The sequence below is a fragment of the Streptomyces sp. NBC_01214 genome (assembly GCF_026340975.1).
Lineage (GTDB): Bacteria > Actinomycetota > Actinomycetes > Streptomycetales > Streptomycetaceae > Streptomyces.
In genome coordinates this window covers 4742833-4767001 of record NZ_JAPEOS010000001.1, presented here as the reverse complement: position 1 = coordinate 4767001, position 24169 = coordinate 4742833, and the positions used below count along the sequence as shown (strand labels likewise).

Annotated in this window: 20 protein-coding genes; 6 read left to right on the top strand and 14 right to left on the bottom strand. The window is 70.2% G+C overall.

Annotated features, from left to right (window positions below):
- Positions 1 to 35: 35 nt before the first annotated feature.
- Together OG594_RS22295 and OG594_RS22290 are read right to left on the bottom strand one after the other, a co-directional pair.
- Positions 36 to 2135, bottom strand: a complete 2100-nt coding sequence (locus OG594_RS22295) for a hypothetical protein (RefSeq protein ID WP_266601689.1) — start codon at positions 2133 to 2135, stop codon at positions 36 to 38.
- 18 nt (positions 2136 to 2153) lie between these two features.
- Positions 2154 to 3407: a CHAT domain-containing protein gene (locus OG594_RS22290; protein WP_266601687.1), complete on the bottom strand. Its 1254-nt coding sequence runs from the start codon at positions 3405 to 3407 to the stop codon at positions 2154 to 2156.
- A gap of 95 nt (positions 3408 to 3502) precedes the next feature.
- On the opposite strand from OG594_RS22290, the gene OG594_RS22285 reads away from it, so the two are divergent.
- Together OG594_RS22285 and OG594_RS22280 are read left to right on the top strand one after the other, a co-directional pair.
- Positions 3503 to 4678, top strand: coding sequence for a toll/interleukin-1 receptor domain-containing protein (locus tag OG594_RS22285; protein ID WP_266601685.1), 1176 nt, complete (start codon positions 3503 to 3505; stop codon positions 4676 to 4678).
- Complete coding sequence (locus OG594_RS22280; RefSeq protein ID WP_266601683.1) at positions 4675 to 6753, top strand: hypothetical protein; 2079 nt, start codon at positions 4675 to 4677, stop codon at positions 6751 to 6753. The genes OG594_RS22285 and OG594_RS22280 overlap by 4 nt, the downstream gene beginning before the upstream one ends.
- Positions 6754 to 7885: 1132 nt before the next feature.
- Here OG594_RS22280 and OG594_RS22275 read toward each other — a convergent pair.
- Positions 7886 to 8740, bottom strand: coding sequence for a hypothetical protein (locus OG594_RS22275; protein WP_266601681.1), 855 nt, complete (start codon positions 8738 to 8740; stop codon positions 7886 to 7888).
- A gap of 412 nt (positions 8741 to 9152) precedes the next feature.
- Positions 9153 to 9452 carry a hypothetical protein gene (locus OG594_RS22270; protein ID WP_266601679.1) on the bottom strand — a complete coding sequence of 100 codons (300 nt, stop codon included), beginning with the start codon at positions 9450 to 9452 and terminating at the stop codon, positions 9153 to 9155.
- Positions 9453 to 10127: 675 nt separating this feature from the next.
- Here OG594_RS22270 and OG594_RS22265 point away from each other — a divergent pair.
- Entirely contained in the window at positions 10128 to 10553 is a 426-nt protein-coding gene (locus OG594_RS22265) for a hypothetical protein (protein ID WP_266601677.1), read from the top strand.
- Between the two features lie 322 nt (positions 10554 to 10875).
- Here OG594_RS22265 and OG594_RS47385 read toward each other — a convergent pair whose 3' ends face one another.
- From OG594_RS47385 to OG594_RS22250, 3 genes are all read right to left on the bottom strand, one after another.
- Complete coding sequence (locus OG594_RS47385; protein ID WP_353962632.1) at positions 10876 to 12384, bottom strand: ATP-binding protein; 1509 nt, start codon at positions 12382 to 12384, stop codon at positions 10876 to 10878.
- 329 nt (positions 12385 to 12713) lie between these two features.
- Complete coding sequence (locus OG594_RS22255) at positions 12714 to 14957, bottom strand: DUF6777 domain-containing protein (RefSeq protein WP_266601673.1); 2244 nt, start codon at positions 14955 to 14957, stop codon at positions 12714 to 12716.
- A 553-nt stretch (positions 14958 to 15510) separates the two neighbouring features.
- Positions 15511 to 17091, bottom strand: coding sequence for an FAD-dependent monooxygenase (locus OG594_RS22250; protein ID WP_266601671.1), 1581 nt, complete (start codon positions 17089 to 17091; stop codon positions 15511 to 15513).
- Positions 17092 to 17147: 56 nt separating this feature from the next.
- Here OG594_RS22250 and OG594_RS22245 point away from each other — a divergent pair, with 56 nt between their 5' ends.
- Together OG594_RS22245 and OG594_RS22240 are read left to right on the top strand one after the other, a co-directional pair.
- Positions 17148 to 17855 carry a TetR/AcrR family transcriptional regulator C-terminal domain-containing protein gene (locus OG594_RS22245; protein WP_266601669.1) on the top strand — a complete coding sequence of 236 codons (708 nt, stop codon included), beginning with the start codon at positions 17148 to 17150 and terminating at the stop codon, positions 17853 to 17855.
- A gap of 9 nt (positions 17856 to 17864) precedes the next feature.
- Positions 17865 to 18404 (top strand): hypothetical protein, encoded by a 540-nt coding sequence (locus tag OG594_RS22240; RefSeq protein WP_266601667.1) that lies wholly within the window; start codon positions 17865 to 17867, stop codon positions 18402 to 18404.
- A 96-nt stretch (positions 18405 to 18500) separates the two neighbouring features.
- Here OG594_RS22240 and OG594_RS22235 read toward each other — a convergent pair whose 3' ends face one another.
- The 6 genes from OG594_RS22235 to OG594_RS22210 form a co-directional block, all read right to left on the bottom strand.
- The gene (locus tag OG594_RS22235) at positions 18501 to 19796 is read right to left on the bottom strand and encodes a hypothetical protein (protein WP_266601665.1); all 1296 of its coding nucleotides are present in this window, start codon (positions 19794 to 19796) and stop codon (positions 18501 to 18503) included.
- Positions 19797 to 20158: 362 nt separating this feature from the next.
- Positions 20159 to 20530 carry a hypothetical protein gene (locus OG594_RS22230; RefSeq protein WP_266601663.1) on the bottom strand — a complete coding sequence of 124 codons (372 nt, stop codon included), beginning with the start codon at positions 20528 to 20530 and terminating at the stop codon, positions 20159 to 20161.
- A 318-nt stretch (positions 20531 to 20848) separates the two neighbouring features.
- Positions 20849 to 21172, bottom strand: coding sequence for a cupin domain-containing protein (locus OG594_RS22225; protein ID WP_266601661.1), 324 nt, complete (start codon positions 21170 to 21172; stop codon positions 20849 to 20851).
- 392 nt (positions 21173 to 21564) lie between these two features.
- The gene (locus OG594_RS22220; protein WP_266601659.1) at positions 21565 to 21744 is read right to left on the bottom strand and encodes a hypothetical protein; all 180 of its coding nucleotides are present in this window, start codon (positions 21742 to 21744) and stop codon (positions 21565 to 21567) included.
- A gap of 515 nt (positions 21745 to 22259) precedes the next feature.
- A complete protein-coding gene (locus tag OG594_RS22215) occupies positions 22260 to 22859 on the bottom strand; it encodes a hypothetical protein (protein WP_266601656.1) in 600 nt (199 codons plus the stop codon).
- Positions 22856 to 23140, bottom strand: coding sequence for a hypothetical protein (locus OG594_RS22210; protein ID WP_266601654.1), 285 nt, complete (start codon positions 23138 to 23140; stop codon positions 22856 to 22858). The genes OG594_RS22215 and OG594_RS22210 overlap by 4 nt, the downstream gene beginning before the upstream one ends.
- Before the next feature lie 92 nt (positions 23141 to 23232).
- Between OG594_RS22210 and OG594_RS22205 the strand changes: the two genes are divergently transcribed.
- The gene (locus tag OG594_RS22205) at positions 23233 to 23400 is read left to right on the top strand and encodes a hypothetical protein (RefSeq protein WP_266601652.1); all 168 of its coding nucleotides are present in this window, start codon (positions 23233 to 23235) and stop codon (positions 23398 to 23400) included.
- Between the two features lie 301 nt (positions 23401 to 23701).
- Here the strand turns inward: OG594_RS22205 and OG594_RS22200 are convergent, their stop codons facing one another.
- Positions 23702 to 24019 (bottom strand): hypothetical protein, encoded by a 318-nt coding sequence (locus tag OG594_RS22200; protein WP_266601650.1) that lies wholly within the window; start codon positions 24017 to 24019, stop codon positions 23702 to 23704.
- Positions 24020 to 24169: the final 150 nt, after the last annotated feature.

Genomic DNA, 24169 nt, shown 5'->3' with positions numbered 1-24169 from the left:
GCATAGCGGTCCTTGGTTGCCAGCCTGCGCGCAGGTCAGTCCAGGGCCGAGGCCACATCGGCCAGGCGCCCGGCGAGTTCCGGATGCCGGGCCGCGAACTCGGGATTCGGTCCCAGGTCGAGCATCTGGGACCACAGCACTCCTCTGCCCCGCTCCAGAAGCACGACCGCCCGGTCCGGTGCCTCGAACGAGAGGGCGGTGGCAGCCGCGTCGCCCGCGAGCTGGACGTGACCGGCAAGTTGCTTCTCCCTACTGCGCCGGGAGATGCGTCGGGTGACCAGACGCTCCAGCAGCGCCACGGCATTGGCGTAGGACGCAAGAGCCGAGGCCCAGTCCCCGTCCTCGGCAGCCTGCTCGCCCGCCCTTTGAGCGGCCGTCAACCGAACCGATGTCGCCGCGGTCATCAAGTCCGCCGCCTGCTGGTAGCGCTCGAACGCGGCCCTGCGGGAAGCCCCTCCGTCCTCGGCCCGCTGTGCGCAGTCAAGGAGGACACCCGCGAGGTTGAAGAGACGGATCGCACGGGCGGGGTCGTGGGGCGGCACCATGGTGACGGCGGACGTCGCCGCTGCCATGGCCTCCTCCAGATCGCCCGGCAAGCGACGGGTGGCCAGCAGGATCGCGAGATTGGACAGGTACTTGGAACCCCGGATCTCGTCGCTTCCGGTGGCTTCGACCGCTGCCCGGCCCGCCGCGATCGCCTCTTGAAGGTACTCCAGGTCGTGGGAGTGCTCGTAGGCGGACATCAGTGCCATCGCATGGTTGGACCACCTGCTCGCCCGCTGCGGTTCGTGCTCCCCCGTGGCCGCCGCGGCCCTTCGGGTCATCGACAGGGCCAGGACGAGATCCTGGGGATCCCGCGCCCTGTCGAAGCGGCAGCGGTGGGCGTTGCCGAGGTTCGAGCGGAGGGCGGCCTCGGCGGGCGCACCGATACGTCCCGCGGCCAGGCTGTCGTGGCCCCGCCGGATCGCCTCGTCGAGGTCCGCTGTCTCACCCCAGTGCTCGAAGCGCGTCAGCAGCAGGTTGCCCAAGTTGGCGACGACCGGCGCCTGGAGCCCCGGCTGGGAGGCGGCCGCGAGGACCGCCCTGCGTCCGGCATCTACGGCGGCATCCAGGTCGTCCGGATGCCTGCGCAGATCGAAGCGCGCGGCAAGTGCGTTGCTCAGGTTCGACCAGCGCAGGGAACGGGCGGGGGCGTGGTCCGGGGTCGCCCCGGCCGCCTCCGCGCTCAGCCGCACCGCCTCGTCCAGGTCCGGCCCGGTGCCGCGCACGTCGAAGCGGATGCGCAGCAGCCCGCTGAGGTTCGAGGCGTGGGAGGCCCAGCTGGGGTCGTCACGGGAGGTGGCGTAGACGGCTTCCTCACCCACGAGGACCGCTTCGGCGAGATCGGCATCGTCCCCGGTCCAGGCGTACCGGGTACCGAGGCTGGTCATCAGGTTGCCGAGGAAGGCTGCCCGGTCGTCGGCGTCGCCTTGCCGCAGGGCCTCGCGGGTCAGTCGTACGGACTCGTCGACGTCGGCGAGCCGGCCCTGCTCGGTCCGTTCGGCACGCATCCGCAACGCCATCCCGAGGTTGGACAGGGCCGCAGGGCGACGGGCGTCGCCCTGCGGAAGCCGGCGCTCGTCGTCCAGCAGGGTGCGGAAGAGGGCGATCGCCTCGTCAAGGTGTGCGGCGGGATCGCCGCTGTGCGCGGCCTCCAGCCGGTCTATGGCCTCGTCGAGCAGGGCGTCCGTCGGGGCGAGTGACGCGCCAGCCGCGACCTGCGCCGCAGCCTGGGCCACGAGCGGCCGTAGCGGCTCGGGGACGGCGGCGTCGCCCGCCACCTCCGCAATCATCGTGTACAGAGAGACGGCGTGCCCCAGGTCCTCGCTGCCGTTCTCCGGCCCGCGGCTCGCCTGGTGCCGGCGCCAGTACAACTCGGCCACGATCACGGCCACTTCCACCGGGACTCCACCGTCGTCACCTCTCGCCCGTGTCCACAGCCGCTCGGCCAGTTCCGGGACGTCCGGTCGCGTCAGTCCGCCTCCCTGTCCGTCCGTCAGATACGCGGCGATGCGTGCGCGCGCCTCGTCGAGCGGTTCCCACCATGCGGGGTCTCCGCCGGATTCCTGTGCGTTCCGGTCGTCCAGGGTCCTCATCCTTTCCACGGTGCAGGCTCAGGGTCCGGTGTGGGTGAACGGCAACCAGTCGTCCAGGGGCCGTCGCTCGGCACGCAGGAGCCGCACGGCCTCGTGCACGGCGAACGCCGCCCGGTCCGGGCGGAATCGGCCCTCCTCATCGATCAACTCGGGGTAGACGGCAGCCGTGACGTCCGCGGCGACCGCCGGGTCCACCGACCAGAGAGTCGCCACGACGTGCCGGTATCCGGTGTAGTTGAGAGCGGCAGCGAGGGTGATCGCCTCGTCCGGCAGGTTGAGACCGCCGGCAGCCGTCCGGCACGCCGACAGGAAGGCGAAGTCTCCCGTGTAGCGGGTGGAACTGAGCCGGGTGACAGTGAGGGTCCCGTCCGAGAGGACGAGTCCGGCCGCGGAAGGATCGTTGAGGTTCTGTTGGCCGTGGCAGCTGAGGTGGACCCAGCGATGGCTGGACAGCGCCGCCTGCACACTCTCCATGGTAGCGTCCGGGCCCTCAAGCACCCTGACGCCGCCGGGAAACCGCGCCTGAAGGAAGTCGTGTTCCCGCGCGACGTCCTGGGCCAGTTGGAGTTGGTCCGGCACGTCGGGCACGCCCACGAAAAGCAGTTGCCGTGAGCGGTCCGCGTGTTCCTGGAGGGGCTTCGAGGCTTCGTTCAGTGCCCTGAGGGTCGGCGTGTAGGACGACACCACACGGTCGACGACCGCACATCCGCTCTCGGCCGAGTGGTAGCCGGCCCCGTGCAGGGGCAGCAAGGTGAGCAGTCCCGTCGGACACCACCACAGACGCGGCGGTGACTTGCCGGCCTCGGGCGGGCCGGTAATGCGCAGAGCGTCCAGCACGGGGCCGGTCACCGCGTCCCACAGCCACTCCATGGTCGAGCGCAGCACGTCCTCACGCTCTCGAAGGGCCTGTCGGCGTGCCTCGATGGCCTCACGGAACGACGTCCCGGGCACGGTTGTCAGTCCGTCCTGCAGTACCCGCAGGTAGTCCGCCACCCGGCGGGAGACCTCGTCCGCGGTGAGGTCGGGCAGGGGCAGCGTCTCCAAGCCCCGGCTGTGGACGATGAGCGCGTCACAGCGCCAGCGGCTGATGTTGATGACGACGACGGTCCCGTGCTCCGCGGCCTGAAGCAGGGATTCCAGGGGCGGCGGCCGCAGGAAGTCCTGGAAGTCGTCGATCGCGCGGACCTGCTCGACCAGGTCGTCCCATTCCCTGGCCAGGGCCATCCGCCGGTCGACCTGTCGCGAATGATGTTCCCATGCGTCAGCGGTCACGCGCACCGGCCCGTCCGAGTCGATTCCTACACCGTTTGCCTGACAATTACCGTACTGTGCGGCTGCGCCAGAGAAGTCGGCATATGGAGAAACGCATGGACGCGATGAGCGATCGGGACGGCCTCGGTGACATTCCGCTCTACCTGACCCCGTCGACCAAGTCGGTGGAGACCGCCCCCAACAGGATCGCCATCGGGGCGATCCAGTTACGTGCCTGGCAGATCCACCGACTAGTGCCCACCCCGCCCGAGCTGGCCGGACGGGCCGCGTACCTGGTGCGGACGAACTACGAGTTCGACCTAGAGGCCGATGCCCCCGAACTCGCCTGGGCCGAGGTCGAGTTCGGCTTCGTGGGTGAAGCCGTCATCGTTGACGCGGTGCCCCGCAACGTGACCGATCCCGCAGCCCCCGGGATGTACGCGCTGACTCCTCAACTGCACTTCGTGCAAAGGAACGGCGAAAGCCACGGCTGGCCGGCCGGTTCCCCCGCGACCACCATCGCAATGCCCGCGATCACCCCGCAGATCGACTGTTTCGGGCTCGGCGGTGACCTCGTCAAGTGGCGACACACCGGAAAGGTCCTGCCCGGGTCGCACACCGGCTGCTTCGTTCTCGTCGTGCCGGCCACGTGGGAGGAGGTGCAGGTGATCGCCAACGGCAGGCATCACATCGAGCTCGATCCGGATCTGCGGCTGCGTCCCGCGTCCCGCGACGACGCCTTCCGCGTACGCCTGCCGCCATCGCCCACCGACCAGACCGGCACCCCGACCCTTACCGACACCCGCAGCCGACCGCGAGGTACCGAGGCACGCGTCTTCATCTCGTACGCCCATGAGTCGGAGGCCCACAAGGCAGCCGTCCGGAGCCTGTACGAGCTGCTCCGCAACAACGGCCTCGACGTCCGTTTCGACCAAGAGGGACTGCACGAGCGCCGACTGTGGGAGATCTGGACCACCCGGCAGATCCTGCGCGCGGACTTTGTCCTCGTCATCGCCTCCCCCTCCTACCGTCAGGCCGGGGACGGCACCCTGCCGAAGGGAACACGGCTGGGCCTGCGCTCCGAGTACAGGCGCCTGGTCGACGTCCAGCACCGGGACCCGGACACATGGCTCAAGAAGATCCTTCCCGTCGTCCTGCCCGGGCGGTCGCCGGAAGAGATTCCGCTGAGTTTCACGCCCGGGGTGGCCGATCACTACGTCGTGGACAGCATTACCCAGCAGGGCGCCGCCGACCTGCTGCGCGTGCTGCTGCACGAGGACGCCGACGCGTGACGGATCCGGCAGAGGCGAACGTCCTGCTGGACGCACTCCGGCGACGAATCCACGCGGGAGGCGAGGGCGACAGCCGCGCACTGCTGGACCCGAGCGCACTGACCGAAGCGGACCTGCTGCTGCAGGTCTCGACGACTCCCGACGGCACGTCACCGGTCGAAGTCGTGCACGCGGTGGCCGTCCTTCGGGCCCTGCGCTTTCTGTCGGGGGCCGGCGAGGAGGAACGGTTCGTGGCGCTGCGGCTCCTGACCGAGGTACGTCTCGCCTCGCCGGAACTGGTGGCGGACGGCATGTTCGCCGCACTCGGCGCAGGCTTCGACGACGGATTGGCTCTGCTGGGCGCCGACCTCCTGGGCCAGGCCCGGACGCATCCCGACGCGGACGTGCTGAACCGGGCGGTCGGCCTCCTGGAGGACGCGGCCCGTGCCACGCCGGAAGGGAGCGGCAACCTGGCCGCGCGGCTGTCCAACCTGGGCCTCGCCTACCGGATGCGGGCCGAGCGATTCGGCACGGACGAGCTGGACCGAGCCGTCTCCACCGGGGCGCAGGCCGTCTCCGTGTGCCCGCTGGAAGCGTCCGACCGGCCCGGCTGCCTGGCCAACTTCGCGGACTCCCTGCACGCCCGTTTCGAACGTCTCGGTCACCTCGAGGACCTGGAGTGGGCGGTCTCCGCCCATACGGCCGCAGTCGAGGCCGCGCCGGATGAACACCCCTTGCGCGCCACGGTACTCGGAAAGCTCGGAGCGGCGCTGACCGCCCGCTTCCTCGCCGAAGCGAGCGTGGACGACATCGACGTCGCCGTCGCACTGTGCGAGCAGGCCGCTTCAGCGGCCACGCCCGGCGATCCCTTCTACGCGCAGAATCACACCAACCTGGGCATCGCCCGTGCGGTGCGCGCGACGCTGGCCAACGCGCGCGGGGACATCGAAGGGGCCGTGGCCGCCTGCCGGGAAGCCGTGGCAGCCACCGTCCCCGGTGACCCTAGCGCCGTCATCCGATGGCAGAACCTGGCCGCCACGTTGCACGACCGATTCGAACTGCTGGGTGCCCGGGACGACCTGGACGGTGCCACCGCAGCCTCCCGGCACGCCCTCCGAGGCCAGGCTCTACTCGCCGACGATCCCGTCTCTCTGGCCGTGCTGCTCTCCAACGCGAGCAGCATTCTGCGTGTGCGCGGGGACATCGAGGACGACGGCGACGACCTCGATCTCGCCGCGGACACGGCCCGGCGCGCGGTGGAACTGTCCCCGCCGGGCCACCCCTCGCGGGCGAACCGCGTCCGCAACTACGCCACGGCGCTCCTCAGCCGTTTCGACCACCGGCACCGCATGAGCGGACGCGCGGATACCGGGGACCTCACCCTTGCCATCACCGCGCTCTCGCAAGCCGCGGAGGAAGCCCTCGAACACCCCAACCGCGCAGGAGATCTCAGCACGCTGGGGCTGGTATTGCTGCGACGCTTCGAACACGACGGGCACCCGAGCGACCTACAGGAAGCCGTCCGCGTCTGTGAGGAAGCGGTCGCAGCCCTTCCACGCCGTCATCCGGCCCTGGCCGGCGCCGCGTTGAACCTCGGCTCGGTCCTCCGGGCCAGGTTCGACGTGGAGGGCGACGGTGATGCGGCCGCTACGGCCGTCGAGGCGTGGAAGTCCGGTGCGGGCTCCACGGGTTCACCCGTGCGGCTCCGGCTGGCTTGCGCCAGGCAGTGGGCGGAATTCGCCGCACAGCGCGGAGCCTGGGACTCCGCTGCCGAGGGCTACGGCCAGGCCTGCGCTCTGCTGCCGCTCGTCGCTTGGCGTGGTCTGAGCCGCTCCGACCAGGAGCACGGGCTGATGCGGCAGGCTCCCGTGGCGAGCGAGGCCGCCGCGGTCGGGCTGGCCACGAGGGACGCGGAGGGCGCCCTGCGGCACCTGGAGCAGGGGCGGACCGTGCTGTGGAACCAGCACCTCGATCTGCGCGACCACACGAGCTCCCTGAGGACCCTCGCACCCCAACTCGCACAGAACCTGGATGAGGTACGGCGGGCACTTGACGAGGTCAACTCCGCCACCGCGTCTACGTCGCACCGGACCTGACGGCAGATCCGGTGGCAAGACTGCATCGGCGAACGGTTCGGTCGCACGCCCCAGCGTGGCGAAACCACCGTGCCCCGACCGCGGGTGACACCCCGACCTCGGCCGCCGCTCCCTCGGTCCTTCGGCCCCCGCCCGGGGGACTGTAGGAGGCGACCCGACCACGGACCGGCTGCTCGGCTCGCTCGCGCATCGCGAGGCATACCGCTCCGCCCTGGGTACGGGCCGACGTCGGCTGATCGTGCCTACCTCCACCTGGGGACCCGAGTCCCTGCTCGCCCGGCGGCCGGAGCTGCCGGGCGGGCTCCTCGGCAGCCTCCCTCACGACGCGCACCAACTCGCCCTCATCCTCCACCCCCAACGACCACCGCCGGGCCGGTTCCTTGGGCCTCTTCCGGCATCTCTCCCCTGCCCTGCGGGCCGGCCTGGTCCTGGCCAGACCCCACGAGGAGTGGGCTGCCCTCCTGATCGCGGCAGACGCGGTGGTCACCCACACGGGGTCCCCCACCCTCCATGCGGCCGCGCTGAGCTGCCCCGCCATCGGAGCGCATGACGGAGGACATGAGCTGATCCCAGGCAACGCCATGGATCGGATGCTGGCACAGGTTCCTCGGCTGTCCCAGGCCGCCGGCCTGGCCGCCCTCCGAGCGGCCCAGGTTCAGGACACCCACGGAATCGCTGACTCCGCTTTCGCCCTGCAGCGCCAATCCCCGCCCCGGCTCCGCCGAGAGCTCTACCGGCAACTGGAATTGCGGCCGTCAGCCGTCCCCGCAGTGCCGCACCCCCTGCCCGTGCCGGTGACCGTACCCTCGCGGCCTCCAGCCTTCGCGGTGCGGGCCGATGTCTCAGATGACGTGATCACCATGGAACGGTTCCCTCCGTTCACCTCCACAGCGGTGCACCACTTGGCGGCCGAACACCCCACGGCAGACCAGCGCCACCAGCAGAGCGCGGTGGTGCTGTGGCGCCGGGTCCGTCCCGCCACCCCGGCGCCTCACACCAGCGCCTGGGCGGCAGCCGGATGGACCATGCGGGCGCTGAACGAGGCTCCCGGGTGCCGGACCGCGGCCGCGATCCTCAGCCCCGAGCGGTGCCTGATCAGGCACCGCTCAGCAGGACCGCTCAGCAGGACCGCTCAGTGTCCGCATCGAGCCGTGCAGAACCGACGGCCGGGTACTGCGCGCCGATCCGGCGGCCGTGGTCTCGGCGGTCCGCGCCTGGCTGGGTGCCAAAACGAACGATGGACACCGCCGGTGTCGATGGTCTGCGACACCGGGCCGCTCACGTACGGATCCGTCTGCTCCCGGCTGACCAAGCAGACCTCGACTACGAGCTCTGCCCCTCGCCCGCCAGAGCCCCGGAGCGCGCGACCAGCAACCGAGCGGCCGTCCAGTGCTGCTCCGCATCGCCTGTCTCCCAGCTCGTCCGCGAGGGCGGCCAGTTCGTCCAAGACGCCCACCTCATCGGTAGCGGAACCCCGCTCGCGTGCGTTCTCCAGCGCCACACGGACGAGATCGTCCGCTTTCGCTGCGCGTCCGGCACGCCTCAGCGCCCGCCCGAGTTCGAATCCGGTCCGCGCGGCCAGCCGCTCCCGTTCCTGTTCCTGTTCCCTACCGTGCGCCCCACGCAAGAGAGCGACCGCCTGCCCAGCCTCGCCCAGGCTCAGTGCGGTGCGGCCCAGCAGGTAGGTCTGGAGCAGCACGCCGTACCCGTTCCCGATCTCTGCGTGGATCTGCCGGGACGATTCGAAGTCTCCACTGGCCGCCGCCCAGTCGCCCGTCGCCGACTTCAAGAACCCCAGGAACCCGATCGCCGACGCCTTCAGCTTGCGTTCCTGTGGCGAAGCGCCCAGAGACTCGGCGGCGCTGAGCGCGTGCCGCATCTGCTCCGCGGCCTCCTCGTACCGCTCCAGTTCCCAGAGCGCTCGGGCCAACTGACACCGCATCCGGATTATCGCCGGCAAGTGTTCCAGACGATCGGCCGCCGCCACGCCGTACGGAAGGTGTCCGTGTCACATCAGCGTAGTGCGGGTGGTTGAGGAAGTGGGTCCACAGCAGTTCGCACAGGGCCCACGCATCCTCGTACAACCCGTCCTCGAAGGCCAGCAGGTCGTGCATCCGGTAGCCCTCTGTCCGGTTCTCCAGCAGTCCGTTCGACTCCAGCTCTTCCAGTGCGTCCTCGGCCCGTTCCACCCCACCGCCCAGGAGTGCCGCGGCTGCCGGGGCGGCGATAGCGGGTGCGGGATACTGCGGCAGCAGGCGGTAAAGGCGCGCGGCATCCGGCCCCAGCGCCTCATACGCGGCATCCCAAACGGCCTCGACCATGGGAATGCCCCCCTCGCGCAGCTCCGCGGTCAGGCCTGCAACGAGCCTGGACAGGCTGCGCCGGCGGCACCTTCTGAGTCAGTGGCCGGCCGCTTGGAGTGCTGCCGGCAGACCACCACAGCCACGGGCGAGCTCCGCCGCGGCATCCGGCTCCGCCGGGGGCCGGGAGCCGAGAGCCGAGAGCCGGTGGCCCTCCACGATGTACCCGAAAGGCCGCACCGCGTCGTCCGTCGCGAGCGGGTTCACAGGCACTTCGACCGTGGCCACGCCGTCGAGGTCGTAGAGCGGGCCCCGGCTCGTCACAACAGCCACACTCGCGGCGGATGCCGGAAGGAGCGGCAGGGCTTGTGTCCCGTACCGGGCGTTGTCGATGACCACGATGAGTCCCTTGACCCGGGTACGCGACCAGTACTACTTTCTACGACTCGCAAACGACCACTCCAGGCACTCGGGGGCAAGGCCCAAGCCGGTCAGTAGATCGCCGATCGCATCCCCACCTCCACCACCCCGTCCCGGCGCACATCGTCGAGGTCGACGCATAGCGCCCCGTTGGGCTACTTCTCGCTGAGCCGACGGGCCATGTGGAAGCCCACGGCCGTCTTGCCGCCCCGCCGATCCCGATCAACGCAACGACCAGCGGCGCCGGATGGTCCACATGGCACTCGGCGGCGCGTGCGATGCGCTCCTGCTCGGCCGCCGGTCCTCGAAGTACGCAAGGAAGGCGGCAGCTGAAAAGGTGGGGGGCTGAACCTCAGGAGCTCCGCTGATGTGTTGGGGCAACTCACCAATGCTCCCGGCCTGGATCACCACGTCGGCCTGCCCGCTGAGACTGTTGTACGTCTCCTCCGCCGTTCCTCGACACTGCTTCCGGTGGATGAGAAGTGACGGAGAGACAGCACAGCCGGAGGAAGCGTTCGGGGGCTCTCATGGTCCTCTATGGCCGGAAAGTGAAGTATTCAGGCCGAGGGATGGCCGATTATCGACGCATCTGCTGCGGCGGAGCCCCCGCACTCCTATCGTGGCTCCAGGGAACTCGACCCAGGGAGCGCACCCATGGACCCCATCACGGCGGCCGCCCTCGCAGCGCTGGCAGGAGGACTCGGTGGGGAAGCGGGCCGACACGCCTGGCAGGGGCTCTCCGATCTCGTCCGGCGCCCCTTCCGCCGCGGGGAGACGCAGGAGGTAACCGAGGCTCCCGGCGTGAGCTCGGGCATAGCAGAACTGACCCTGCTGGAAGAGTCACCTACCGACCCTGTTCACGCGCAAGCGCTGGCCACAGCACTGGGCGTGCGGGCAGCACTCGACGCCGAGTTCCGGAGCCTCCTTGAGGAATGGTGGCAGCGAGCACAGGCCATGGGCCCAGCCTCCAACGAAGTCCACAACCACATCAGCGGTGGAAATCAGCGCGAGGTCTTCCAGGGGCGTGATTTCTCCAACATCACTCTCAACATCGGCCGAACCTCATCCTCAGCTGACTGACTGACTGACTGACTGACAGGCGCGGGTAGCGGATGCCGCTCACCACAGGGCCCGCGCATTGACCCCGGATTTTTTGGACAGCGGAGAGACTTGGATCTTGATGGTCCGAGCTGGTCGAGCGAGCGCGAGGCCAGGCTCGACGCCTTCCACTGGCTGACCCGTTACAACACCTGACGCCGGCACTCCCTCCTCGACCAGCGGTCCCCAATCGCCATCGCAAAAGGCGGCCAGGACACCGAGCGCGGTGCGTCCGGCCTCGTCCGCTCCGGCGACGGCCCTTCCGGCGACGGCCCGGGCAGCCTCGTGGGCAAGGCCGCGGACCTCACCCGCGGTACCGCGCAGAGCGTGCAGGAGACCGTAGTCGAAGACGAGACCCGCCGTCTCTACCGGCAACGGTGCCGACACACACCGCCAGTGCCTCCGTACGGAGCCGACCGGGCAGGACACCAGGAGTACGTAGGAGCTCGTGGGCGAGAGCCCGTGCCTCCTGCGGACGGCCAGCGGCGGTGAGCGCCCGGCAACAATCCAGAGCGAGACGGGCACGAGCCCCAACACCCACACCTGCGGCTGTGCCTGTGTTTGTTCTTGCGGTGGGTGAGTACTCCAGGGTGAGGCGCAGCCAGCGGGCGGCGGTGGCGGGCTCCCGGGCGAGGACCTCGGCGGCGCCGTCGGCGAGTACGCGTAAGACTCGGGCGGGATCGGCGGCAGCGGGCAGCACGTGTTCGGCGTGCCGGGCACGGGCCGCGGACGCTGCGCCACGGGCGTCGAGCAGGCCGAGGGCACGGTGGTGGGCCTCGTGCCGCAGACCGGGGTTCATCCGATGGTGAAGGAGGTGTCCCAGTACGGGATGACGGAAGACCAAGGTGCCGGCCGGCCCGTCGGACCGGATCAAGTCGGCGTCAGCCAGCGTGCCGAGAGCGGCCGCGGTCCGGTCGCCGGGATACCCGGCCACGTGCGCGGCGTCGCCGGGGCGAAAGGGCTCTCCCAGGACGGCAGCGGCAGCCAGCACCTCGGCGCAGTCGCCCGGAAGGGCTTCGAGTTCGGCGAGCACCGGCGCCGCGGCGCGCAGCAACGGGCCCGCCGCCGCGTCGGACCGCGCCGGCCACTGGCCGGGGTCGTGGCCCGCCGCCAGAAGGACACGCAGGGCACGTGGGTTACCCAAAGAACCCGTGACCAGCTCCTCTACCGGCCCGCGACCCGCCAGGGAAGCGATGGCCGCAGCGTCCAGGGGTGCGGGCTCCACCTTGACGAGACGTCCCGTGTGCGAGGCGTCGTCGAGAGCGGCGAGCAGGGCTGGCGGGGTCTGCCGGGGCCGCAGGGCAAAAGCCAGGACCAGCGGGTGCGCGGCACATTCCTCGACGAGGGCTTCCAGCAGATGGGCCGAAGCGGGATCCGCGTGGTGGACGTCGTCCAGGACGAGCACGCTCCCACGACCGCCGTCCCGTCGCACGCACGCATCGAGCAGTGCGCGTACCAGCTCATGATCTGTGGCGGTGCCCCACGGCGGGCCGGCCTCGGCGGCGGGCGAATGGGGGGCGGCCATCGAAGGCTCGGACCGTTGCCAGGCATCACGGAAAACCTGGTACGGCTTGACCTCGCCCGAACGAGCCCCGGCCCCGGCCCGGACTCGGACTCGAGCCCGGCCCCGCAGTACGGTGGTGCCTCGTGCGACGGCGAGCCGGGCGAGCAGGTTCAACAAGGCGGTCTTCCCGATGCCCGGATCCCCAGCGACCTCGAGGACCGTGCCTCTGCCGGCGCCGAGGTCCTCGACGGCCCGAGTGAGCGCTGCGATCTCCTCCCGCCGCCCTACCAACGCCGGTACCTCTGACACAGCTGCCCACTCCACACCCCCAGAGGGCGACTACGGGAAATGCTAACGATCTTCACAAGAGCGTGACAAGGAACAAGAGCCATCAAAGGGCCTTCCACCGGTCCGGGGGCAACGGGATCGGGCCGTCACCAACGGTGTAGCTCTCGTCACCACACGGGCATCAGCCGGCGGTGGCCCGGCCGGAACGTCATCGCCCGGGTATACGGCCCACCGGATCACCGGGACTACTCCTCCTCGGCTCACCGGCGGAATATGCACCTTGCTGGCGCCCCGGCTCGATACCGGGATTCGGGCCGTGCTCCCGCCCGGCCCTTCCCGACACGGCTGCCCTAACCGTTCCCGGCCCGTTGACCCTGGCCTTGGCCTTGGCCGTTCCTGGAACCGCGCTCCTGACCCTGGCTCTGGCCGTTCCCGGACCCTTGGCCCTGGCCCTGGCCTTGGCCCGGTGCCTTCTCGGAACCCTGACCCTGGCCGTTCCCGGAACCTTGGCCTTGGCCTTGGCCTTGGCCCGGTGCCTTCCCGGAACCCTGACCCTGACCCTGGCCGTTCCCAGAACCCTGGCCCTGCCCCTGGCCCTGGCCGTTCCCAGAACCCTGGCCCTGCCCCTGGCCCTGGCCGTTCCCGGACCCTTGGCCCTGGCCCTGTTCTTGACCCCGACCGTTCCCGGAGCCCTTACCCCGACCCTGGCCCTGGCCGTTCCCGGAACCCTGACCCTGGCCCTGGCTTTGGCCCGGCGCCTTCCCGGAACCCTGGCCCGACCCGTTCCCGGGCGCCGTTCCGGCATCGTTGCCGGAGCCCTTGTCGGGCGCATGGCCCGGCTCGTGACCCGGCAACTTCCCGGACTCCTGACCGGTGTCCTTGCCCGTGTCGTGGCCCTTCCCGGGAGCCGTGTCCGGGCCGTGACCCGCTCCCTTGCCGGGATCCTTCCCCGGCACCTTCCCGGAACCCTGGCCCGACTCCTGACCTGGCACCTTCGCAGGGTCGTGGGCGGGCCCCCTGTCGGGCTCCTGGCCAGGCGCCTTCCCCGGTTGCTTCCCCGGGCCCTCGTCTGACTGCTGACCGGGCGCCTTCGCAGGATCCTGGCCTGACTCCCGGCCCGGAACCTTCTCCGAGTCCTTCCCAGGGGCGTCGCCCGGGTCCTGGCCGGACTCCTTGCCCGGGTTCTCGCGCGACTCCTTACCCGGCTTCTGACCCGACTCTTCCTGGCCCGGCACCTTCGCCGGACCCTGACCGGACTCCTTGCCAGGCTCCTTGCCCGCTTCCTTGCCCGGAACCTTCTCCGAGCCCTCCCCAGGGGCCTTGTCCGGGTCCTGGCCGGACTCCTCACCCGGGTTCTCGCCCGACTCCTTACCGGGCTTCTTCCCCGGGTGCTCGCCCGACTCCTTACCCGGCTTCTGACCCGACTCTTCCTGGCCCGGCACCTTCGCCGGACCCTGACCGGACTCCTTGCCAGGCTCCTTGCCCGCTTCCTTGCCCGGCGCCTTCCCGGGTGCCTTGCCCGGCTCCTGGCCATGCTGCTTGTCTGCGTCCGGTCCGGGCACCTTGCCGGGCTCCTGGCCTGTCCCCTTCCCCGGGTTCTCGCCCGTCTCCTGACCCGGGTCCTTCGCCGGGTCCTGGCCCGGGTTCTGGCCCGGGACATTGCCCGGGACCCGAGCGGGTACGTTCCCCGGGTCCTGGCCGGGGTTGGTGTTCGGGGGCTGGTTCGGGGGCGCGTCCCGGGGCGGCTGGACTGATCCCGGGTGGGCCGCCGGTAGGACCGGGTAGGCAGAGCCGGGGGTCTGGCCCTTCGGGGGCGGGACCTCGCGGTCGTGCTTGCTCGCCGCCGCTCCACTCGGGCGCTCGTACCATCCCCTGCGGTCCTGGTCGAAGACCGTGACGGTGTTCACCGGCCTCACGGCCGGCTTGACCGCGACCAGGCCGGAAGACCGGAACGAGGACCACTTCGCACCGCTGTACGTCTGCCCGCCTTTGACCGCGACGGGCGGATCCAAGGGGTTACCGCAGGCACACCGGACCCGGGGCACACCCCGGCCGTCGACCAGTACGGGAGTACCGGCCTGCAGGACCGCCTGATAGCTGGTGGGCACGCCATTGCGGTATCCGTGATTGGTGACCCTGGTGTCCCACCCCAGCCGGACGGGCGTCAGCGACCGCAGGTACGAGGGGATCTCGGGCTGGCGGATACCCAGCGAAACGGCGAACGCCCTGCCCTTGTCCGGGTGCCGCGTCAGGAACCCGATCTGTTTCTCCACGTCACAGCTCGCCACGTTCCGCGTTCCGCCGTACAGCCCGGGATACCCGCCGTCGACCTCGAGCGTGCGCGCACCGTTCGTGGCGCTCGCAGTGCCCGTGTCTCCGTTGGTGCCCGTACCGTCCTTCGCGTCCACACCCGCAGCGGTCATGGGCATGACCTTGGCGACGCTCTCGGCCCGCGTGGCCGTCGAAGGAGTGAACGGGTCGGGCCCGACCTCCGGAGCGGCTTGGAGGAAGACCTCACCACTCATCGCGGTGTTCCCGCCCAACACGGTGAAACTGAGGACCGCCGCCGACACCACGGCCACCGCCGTGGTCACACCCAGTACGGCCTTGCGCGACCGCCATCCACGAAGCAGGCCAGCACCACCCGCCGCAGATAGCGAAGACCCGCCGGAAGAAGCCAGCACAGGCCCCGACGGGGGCCCCGAGGGAGACGGCGGGCCTGGGGGCGGCAGAAGCGGCGGCGGAGGCGGCGGGGGAGGCGGCTCTCCGTGCGCGCCCCGGCCCGACAACGGGCCGGGCGGCGGGCCAGTGGGGCGCTCGGAGGAAGGAGGCAGGGAACTCACGACGCTCGCCCCCCAGCACAGGGCAGTGGGTACACCGTGGTGACTCGCATGCGCTCACTCCTTCCGAACCGTCAACGCCTCCACATCCCGGAGGTGAAACCTGAATCTTTTGGAACGTCCGGAACTTCCGGACGACTGGACGTCCGGGCGGGGACCATCCCCTCCACGTGCGTCCATCTCCTGAGTAAGCCCTCCTCCCCCGCACCCCGTCATGCCGCGACCTTTCGGGACTTGACAGACCCCCGCCTCGCCCCCGTCACGACGAAGCCCCGGCCGCGGAGGGGCCTATGTTGAGGTGTCCCGCTCAAGCGCTCGACATCGAGACCGGCCTGTCCAGTACCTGGCCCAAGACTTCGGCGAGGCACCGCCTCGGATCCGTCCCCGCCGCCACGACGCGCATCGCAACGATCCCGTCCGGACGGATCAGCAACGCCCCCTCCTCGGAAAGCCAAGGGACCGCGACGCGATACGCGGGAAGCGCGACGGCCGTCGCGGCGGTAAGCCAGCGGTCGCCGGCGACGCCCACCAGCAGGGTCCACCGGGACGCCACCAGGTCGAGCGTGGAAACCCCGTCGATCCACGCGTGGGGCACTCGTGAACCCGGCGATCCGTCCAGCACCAGGTCCACGGTGGAGGGGAGCTGTGGCTGCGGCTCGACGACGGCGGCCGAGTCGTACCTCTGGCCGAGATGCACGACCGGCGCCGCCCACACCCCCGCCGCCGCCCTCGCAGCATCGGCCTCGGGTCCGCGTCCCCAGTGCAGCTGCGGGTCGGCGAGCCTGCGCATCGCCTGGTCCAGCGTCGCCGCAGCAACCGGTTCACGTTCCTGCGCATAGGTATCGAGCAACCCGACACCAGCCTCACCACGATGAACAGCGGCCAGTTTCCAGGCCAGGTTGTGCGCCTCGGCGACCCCGGCGTTGAGGCCGAACGCACCCAGGGGTGACACCGTGTGCGCGGCGTCGCCCACCAGGAACACGCGGCCGACCGCGAAGCTTTCCGCCGCTGCGCTCCGAGGCCGCCACGGGAGTACGCTGCGCACCTCGACATCGAGGTCGGGATCGCCGACCGCCAGCCGGACGACCTCGGCGCACCGTTCGTGCGTGAAGTCCTCGGGGCGTTCGCCGGCGTCGACGTCGCAGGAGATGTGGAAGACCCAATTCGTCTCGCCGTCCACGGTGGCCAGCAAGCCAGGGGCTTGTGGTGTGGTGATCGTGCAGGTAGCGAAGGAGATCCCCCGCAGGTGCGGCCGGAGGTCGGCACGGAACAAGATGTTGATCATCGACTTGCCCAAGTCACCCGGCCCGGAAATGCCCACACCCAGCGCGGTCCGCACAGTGCTATGGGCGCCATCGGCGGCGACCACGCGCGTGCACCGTAGCGAGTAGCGGCCGTCGGGTCCCTCCAGTTCGACGTCAACCCCGCTGGCGTCCTGTGCGATACCGGCCAGGCGGGTCGACCAGCGCACGTCCACTCCACGGCGCGCGAGGTCGGCCGCTACGACGGCGTCGAGCCGGTCCTGGGCACAGACACCACGCAGCCTGAAAGGCGTCACGTCCAGCTCGTCCACGGACGGCGTCGACATGGGCACCGTCACCACGTCACCCGCACCCATCTCAACGACAGTCCGCGCCACCGCCTTACCCACACCACCCCCAAGATCAACCGCAACGGCATCAACAGCGGCGTCGAGTCCGAGTTCGCGGAGGATCTCGACGGTGCGCGGGCCGATGCCGGTGGCGCGTGGGTGCACGGAGGGCCCGGAACGTCGTTCGACGAGGACGGCGGGGACGCCGTGATGGGTGAGCAGTGCTGCGGTGACCAGGCCGACGCTGCCGCCACCGACCACGAGCACCGGAATTTCTGGATACATCGTCTCGGTCATGGATACACCGTAGCCAGAAGGTAGGATGAGGGTCAACGAGGAAAGGACCCGCCCCGATGACCGAACAACCCGTTCCCTCGTCGGTGTGGACCCGGCCGCGTCCCGAGCCGCGTCGACGCGCGCCCGGGGTGGACCAGTACGTGGCCGCCGCGCTGGCCGTCGCGGACGCGGAGGGACTGGCAGCCGTGTCGATGCGGCGGGTCGCGGGTGATCTCGGTTCCGGGACCGCCTCGCTCTACCGGTACATCACCAACCGCGACGAGCTGGTGGACCTGATGGTCGATGCGGCGCAGGGTGAGGATCCGCTGCCCGAGTCCGCTGAGGACTGGCGTGCCGGTCTGAAGGCGGTCGCGCACGCGTTGCGTGCGACGCTGCTGCGGCATCCTTGGTTGGCGGGTGAGCTGGCGGGGCGGCCCGCTCTCGGCCCCAACTCGTTGCGGCGGTCGGAGTCCGCGCTGCGCGCCGCCGTCGCACTCACGCCCGACATCACCCTGGCCTCGCAGGCGCTCAGCGCCGTACACGCGTACGTACTGGGTTCGGTCGCCGCCCAGCAGGCCCTTCGACGCGCGGAGCAGCGCACCGGGCTCAGCGAGGAGGAGTGGCAGCGCAGCGTCGGCCCGTACATCAGTGAGGTCCTCGCGGCGGGCGAACACCCGATGCTCGCCCGCCGCGTCCTCGAGGCCGAGGAACTCGACCCCGACGTCGAGTTCGCGTTCGGTCTGGACTGCGTGCTCGACGGGCTCGCGGCCCGGCTGGGTCGCTGAGCATCCGGCGTGGCCGCGCACTGGAAGAACAGTCACGAGCTGTTCGTGCTCGTTCTTCGACGTCACGGGCTCGACCCGGATGCGATCGATGACGTTGCGCGGGCATGGTCTGCGTTCCAGGAGTTCGTCCAGGTGCCGGTCGACGGGATCGAGCCTGCGGAGGACGACGGAGACGGGTTCATCGTGCAGTGGGGGCGGTGGAGTTGGAATGACGACCGCCCCGCACTGGTCTTCACCAGGCAGTTCGCGGTGCACGACGAGGGTGCCCAGGATGACGAGGGTGACGAGGGTGACGAGGGTGACGAGTTCTGGCAGCCGCAGCGCTGGAGCGTAGAGCTCGAACTGTTCTTTGCCGACTCTCCGGCCTGGGCCGACCTGGACGATATGGCCTGGGCCGACAGCATGGGCTTCGACTTCGATCCCATCGGTCATGAACGTGCCGCAGCACTGGCTCGGATCGCCGCGTTCGTCGCAACGCTTCCGCAGGTCAGCGCGATGTGGCGGGCGATCCCGGTCGGTAGCGCCCTCGGGCTGGAGCGCGCGGACTGATCTGCCAGCGATGCTCTGCGCGTCCACCGGGGCAGCCGGCGCGCCGTGGGGGTTGGGCGCGCCGGCCGGGTGGACGGGACGGTCGGGATGGTCGGGTTAGCTGGGCTGACCCCAGCTGACGTAGGTGGGGGTGCCGTCGTCGTTGCGGAGGTGGAAGAGGGCCTGCGACGGGCGCCAGATTCCGATGTTCGCTACAGGGCTGCCGTTGCCGCCGTCCCAATTGCCCGCGACGGGGATGTCGTTGCTGTCGCCCCAGTCCAGGACGACCAGGCTGCCGTCGTCCCTGCGCAGGTGGAACTGGCCGGTCGACGGACGGAAGATGCCCACGTTGTCCGGGCCGACGCCGTCCCAGTTCCCTGAGACCGCGCGGTCGCCCGCCTGCCCCCAGTCCACATAGGTTGCCGAACCGTCGTCGTTGCGCAGGTGGAACCTGCCGTTGCGCCAGATACCGACGTTTGCTGCCGCGCCGCCGTCCCAGTTGCCCGCCACCGGCTGGTCCGTGCCCCCGCCCCAGTCGATGAGGGTCAGGCTGCCGTCGTCCCCGCGCAGGTAGAACTGGCCGGTCGACGGACGGAAGATGCCCACGTTGTCCGGGCCGGCACCGTCCCAGTTCGCCGAGACCAGTAGGTCGCTGCCGACGCCCCAGCCCACGTACGTGGTCGAGCCGTCATCGTTGCGCAGGTGGAAGGTGCCGTTGCGCCACACGCCCACGTTGGACGCCGGACCGCTGTCCCAGTTCCCCGACACCGGCAGATCGCCGGAGTCGTCGTCGACGATGCTGTTGTTGCGGACCGGCCGGAAGGTGCCGTAGCCCGAGTAGTAGGGGTAGGGGATCTCGCGGTAGTGCATCCCGCTACCCGTGAACTCGTAGCCCCTGTACGAGGTGCGCGCGGAGTTGACCCAGCCGCCGAACACGACGATGTGGCCGTTGGCCCCGGCCGCGTCGTTGAGCAGGGCGTCGCCCGGCTTCAGGTCGCTCTTGCCGATCCACGAGGCGACGCCGGCGGGGACGAAGCTGGTGGTGTCCAGCCCGGGGGTGCCAAGGCGCCAGGCCATGGAGGCGAAGCCGGAACAGTCGGTCCGGTAGCCCTGGTAGGTGTTGTGCCAGCTGTACTGGAGCCCGATCCCGACCCAGGAGGCGGCACGCTTGATCACTTCGCTGCGGGTGATGGAGGGACCGGCGGCCGCTTGGGACGGTGCGACAGGCGCGCCCTGGCCTGCTCCGCCCTTGTCCCTGGCCGCGAGGGCGGAGGCGGAGCCGGAGGCGGAGGACGGTGTCGGTACCGGTTCGTCCGCGTGAGCGGGCACGGCGGACAGGACGAGCGACACGGCGCAGGTGGCGGTGGCGGTGACTAAGCCCGCCGCTCTTAAGATCGAGGTCTTGACGGACAACACGACTCCTGATGAAGAGAATTGATCTAGGCATGACAGTCAACCGGTCGGGTGGGTCCCGTCGGCTGCTGCGGTGGTGAAGTGTGGTGGGGCTCTCGCGCGGTGCGGTCTCGTCCGCTCGACAGGCCGGGCCTTGGCCCGCAACGAGGGTGTCCGCCGTCGCCAGGACCAGGCCGCTTCCTGAGGATCACCTGATCGCTGGTTGATGTGTGCCGTTGGCCGATGCCCCATGGGCACGCATCGAGCCCCTACTGCCGGACCGAACACCTCGGCGGGATGGGCGGTGGCGGGATCACTACCTGGCCGGACTCCACATCGCCGCCACTTTCCTGGTCAGCGAGCCGACCAGATGAAGGGACTGCCTATACCCATCCATCGTCGAGGTAGAGCGTCCAGGCATCTCCCACTGCCCGGTTCAGCTCGACCAAGGCCGCAACCTCTGCGATCACTGCCGGCGCGTCGGCCAGCCGCAACGGGGAGTCCGGTACACCCTGCCGGGTGTAGGTCGGCAACTCACCGTTGCAGCCGAAGGCGTGAAGCGGCGAGGGGCCACGGTTGAACCATGTGGGTCGGTGTTCCTCGGCCCACACGGATGCGGCGTCGACGCGGTCCACGTGTGCAAGCAGGTGCTCGGGGGCAGGCCCGTCGCAGAACTGCACGAGGAATCCCCCGGCGTCTACGGCCCACCAATCCCATGTGAATCCGGGTCTGGGGTGCCGCAGGACCGTCGCCATGCCAGCACCATATCCAGGCCAGCACGAGCATGGTGACGGTGGTCCTCAGGAAAGCGGCCCGGCAGTCGGGAAGACGGCAACAGGTCGCGGCCCGGGGCAACCGGGCCGTCCACCGAGCTGTTGAGACACCCGTTTCGGTGCCGACGGACAGGGTCATGCCGTCGGAGCCCGTTCCCCGTTCGGCCGACGGGCCCGGGACCCGGTCGCGGCCGGCCACCGTGCCAGGATCGACGATCACGTGGTGCTCACCGTCCGTGAGGTAGGAGACGGTGGTGGCGGTCGAGCGGTCGAGCGGGGCGTCCGGAACCCAGGTGTGACCTACTGGGAGCCCTCGAGTTCGTCTTCTCGGAGTTCCACGATCACGAGTGTGCCCCGGCTATCGGGGCCGACCGCGTGGGTTGTTCCAGCCGGAACCATATAGAGCTCGCCTGCACGTACGGAGACGGGCCGGCCGCTGACTTCGAGTTGGAGCTGCCCGTCGAGGACGAGCAGGGCCTCGGTAGCTACGTGGCTCTCGGGCTCGACGGGCATTTCGTCCATCCTCAGCACCTTCACGCAGGCGTTACCCACCTCCCCCAGCACGAGCGAACGCCACCCTTCCGGGAGGTCCGCTGCGGTGTTCATCAAGTTGATCAGGGTCACGACACACTTCTCCTTCTCGGCCCGGCATCGCGTCCGCCGGCTCCCCTTCGGATGACTAGAAGCTATGTGACCTGCATCGATGATGGGTCGACCGATTGGTAAAGCATGGCGACGCAGAGCTGTTGGTCCTCCGGGGCCTGTGCGTGGTCGGCGAAGCGGCGCGCGGCATACGCCAACGCCCAGGACACGCCGCGCCCGCCTCGTTGATCGCGGCCACTACGAAGTCCGACCGGACCACGGCCGACGAGGCACCGGCAGCGTGGCGGACCTCCTCGGGCATCTCTGCCGTGCCTGGAGCAACTCGGCCCGGGCCGAGGCAGGCGGGCGGGCGGGTGTGGACGGTCGCGCAGTTCCCCAAGTGCTCGCGGTGGGGACGCCTGGTGGCTCGCGGGTCAGTCCCACCAGAGCACGACGAGCAGGTGGCGCTCGGCTGCGTCGAGGTAGAAGTCGCGCAAGGCGTTGAAGTGTTCCAGCAGGTACGCCTTCAGACCGCCGGCGACGGGGCCCACCTGGCCGATCAAGGATCCGGCTTCACGCTCGTCGGCCGGCAGGGCGGCGAGCAGGGCGGGCATGTCGATCTGGCCGAGCAGTTCGCAGACGCGCGCGACTTGGGAGACGCCCAGGCCGGTGGGGGCGCCCCCGAAGGGCCCCTTCGAGTCCAGCCACCTCCCCGACGCGGTTCAGCAGCGCCGGCGCCCAGGACAGGTCCAACACGTCGTGAGCCGGCGGATCCCAGTGGGGATCGCGGTCCGGTGACGCGCTGGCAGACTGACGGCAGGCGGCGAGATACGCCTCCGGGATGCGGGCGAGCTGCTGGGTAACGGCCATGACGTCAGTATCCGTGCCGCGTCTACCGGATTTCGGCCGCGGGTTCAGGAAGGGCTGTCCACGGTCGCCACCTTGATGCGGGGCTTGCGAGCGCCGGGGCGGGGAAGTTCGGGACGTTCCGCTCCCGATGCCTGGGGACAGAAGCGCCCCCACGCCTTCTCCCCGCCCCCGTCGTGCCCGTACCGCGCGTACGTCCGAGCGGCACGGACCGCGCGGGTCATCCGTTCCTGATCCGGCCGACCGACCGACAAGACACCCACTAGGCAGGGGCTTTGGTACCGGACTCGACGGGCCGCTTGTAGTACCGCCACGGGAACCAGCCCGCGCCGACCGGGATCCACCCTTCTGATTCCAGCCGTCGGTGTCGCGCAGGGGAAGGAAGGGTCACCCGGCAGTGTTCCCAGGGGTGGCCGGACGCCTCCACCTCGTGGAAGAAGGGGCCGTAGCCGACCATGTGCCAGCCGTCACGGCCGGCCTCCTCCAAGGCGGCCATCTCGTTGAACGCGGTCAACCCGCTGAGGGTGCGGCGCTTGGGGGCGTTGGGTCCCCCGGCGGGCGGTGCCGACGCTGTCGCGGCCTTGCCCGCGAAGCGCTGCTGGGCGGCCTGGCGGCTCACCCCCAGGACGCGGCCCACCGTGTCCCAACTGTGGCCGGCGGCCCTGGCGCCGTGGACGGCCTCGCGCAGCAGCCGACTGGCCTCCTCGGCGCCGACGCGCGAGGCGTCCACCAGGCGCAGGTAGCCGTGGGCGTCGTGTTCGAGGGAGTCGGCCAGCCCCTCGGGGGCGCCGAGGACGGCTACCGCGATCCCTTCCCGGATCCGGTCCATCTCCACCGGGTGGAGCAGGGGTTCGCCGCTCATCGACGCAGCCCGGCGAGGGGTTCGAGGGCGTCGAGGGCCGCCTCGTCGTGGCGCGCCCGCTCGGCCGAGTCGCGGGCCGCCGCCCGGGCGGCCAGGCCGGCCGTGCAGGCGATGAGCGCGAGGCCCGCGACGATCAGGGCGACGGTGACGGCGGTACCGAGCCGGCCGCCGAACACCACTGTGATGGCCGGCAGGCTCACGGCGAGCGGCAGCACGGCGGCCATGGAGGAGGTGGCAGGGAAGAGGTCCCGGTGCCGGTCCTTCAACTTCAAGATCAACATGCGTCAAGAAAACCTTGACGCAGCCGACTCGTCAAGAAATCCTTGACACTCAATTTCGCATCATGGCCCATGTACGGAGAGAAGGAAGCCCCATGGCTCAGCCCACCACTCAGGAAGCCCTGGCCGAGCTCTACGGCTATGACCAGGACGCCCATTTCGACACCGACCAGCTACGGGAGGGTCATCATGCTCCTCGAATCGGACGGGTGAGCCCGTGGGCCCGAGAGCACGGTGACCCCGTCGTGATGGCCTCGTCCTGACGGCTCTGTCGTAGCCGCGTACGTACGAAGGTTGCTCACGGCCGTGGTCACGTCGTCGCCCGGGAGAAGAAGCGGCAGGCACCTTGGGGAGGCTGAGGGAACTGCTCGGCGAGCCGGCCCGTTGGGGTTGGGCCCGGCCGCGCCTCTGGACGGCACGGCGGAGGAACTGGCGCGGCTCTGGCAACGCCGTCCGGGCGCGGGTGTACCAACTCGGGCACCTGCACCGGCACCCGTTCCCATCGCTACCCGTTCCCCTTGCGCCCTCGGGCCGGCGGCTTGCTCGACGGGGACGTCGTCGCCGTCACGCGTGCCCCCGTTCGCTCCTTCGCGGACTGCGCCGCGGCCAGTGCGTGGCGAAGCCGAGTACCAGGCAGCCCCCCACTGCCAGGGCCCCGCCGACCGCCGTGCACATCAGGGCCGTGTCCGGAGCGGCACCGGTCAGTCGCGGTATCGCGTTGACGGGTGCGGCGGCGTAGATCAGCAGGAGGGCTGCGCCGCGAGGCCGCACCGGCGCGAGCCGACCACGCCAGGTGCGGGGAACCCGGTCGGCCAGCATGGCCGAACCCGCGGGCAGCAGGGTGAGGGTGAAGAGAGCAAGGCCGATCCATTGCCATGGCACGACGGGTATTCCTTCCGGGGCGGACCAGGTGCCCGAAGGCACGTATGACGAGGCCGGTGGCCAGGGGAGACGTCCCGCATGACCGACATGAACGGGCCGGGCCCGCACAGTATGTGACAGACCGCTCCACCGGCTTCTAGGGGGTCTTGT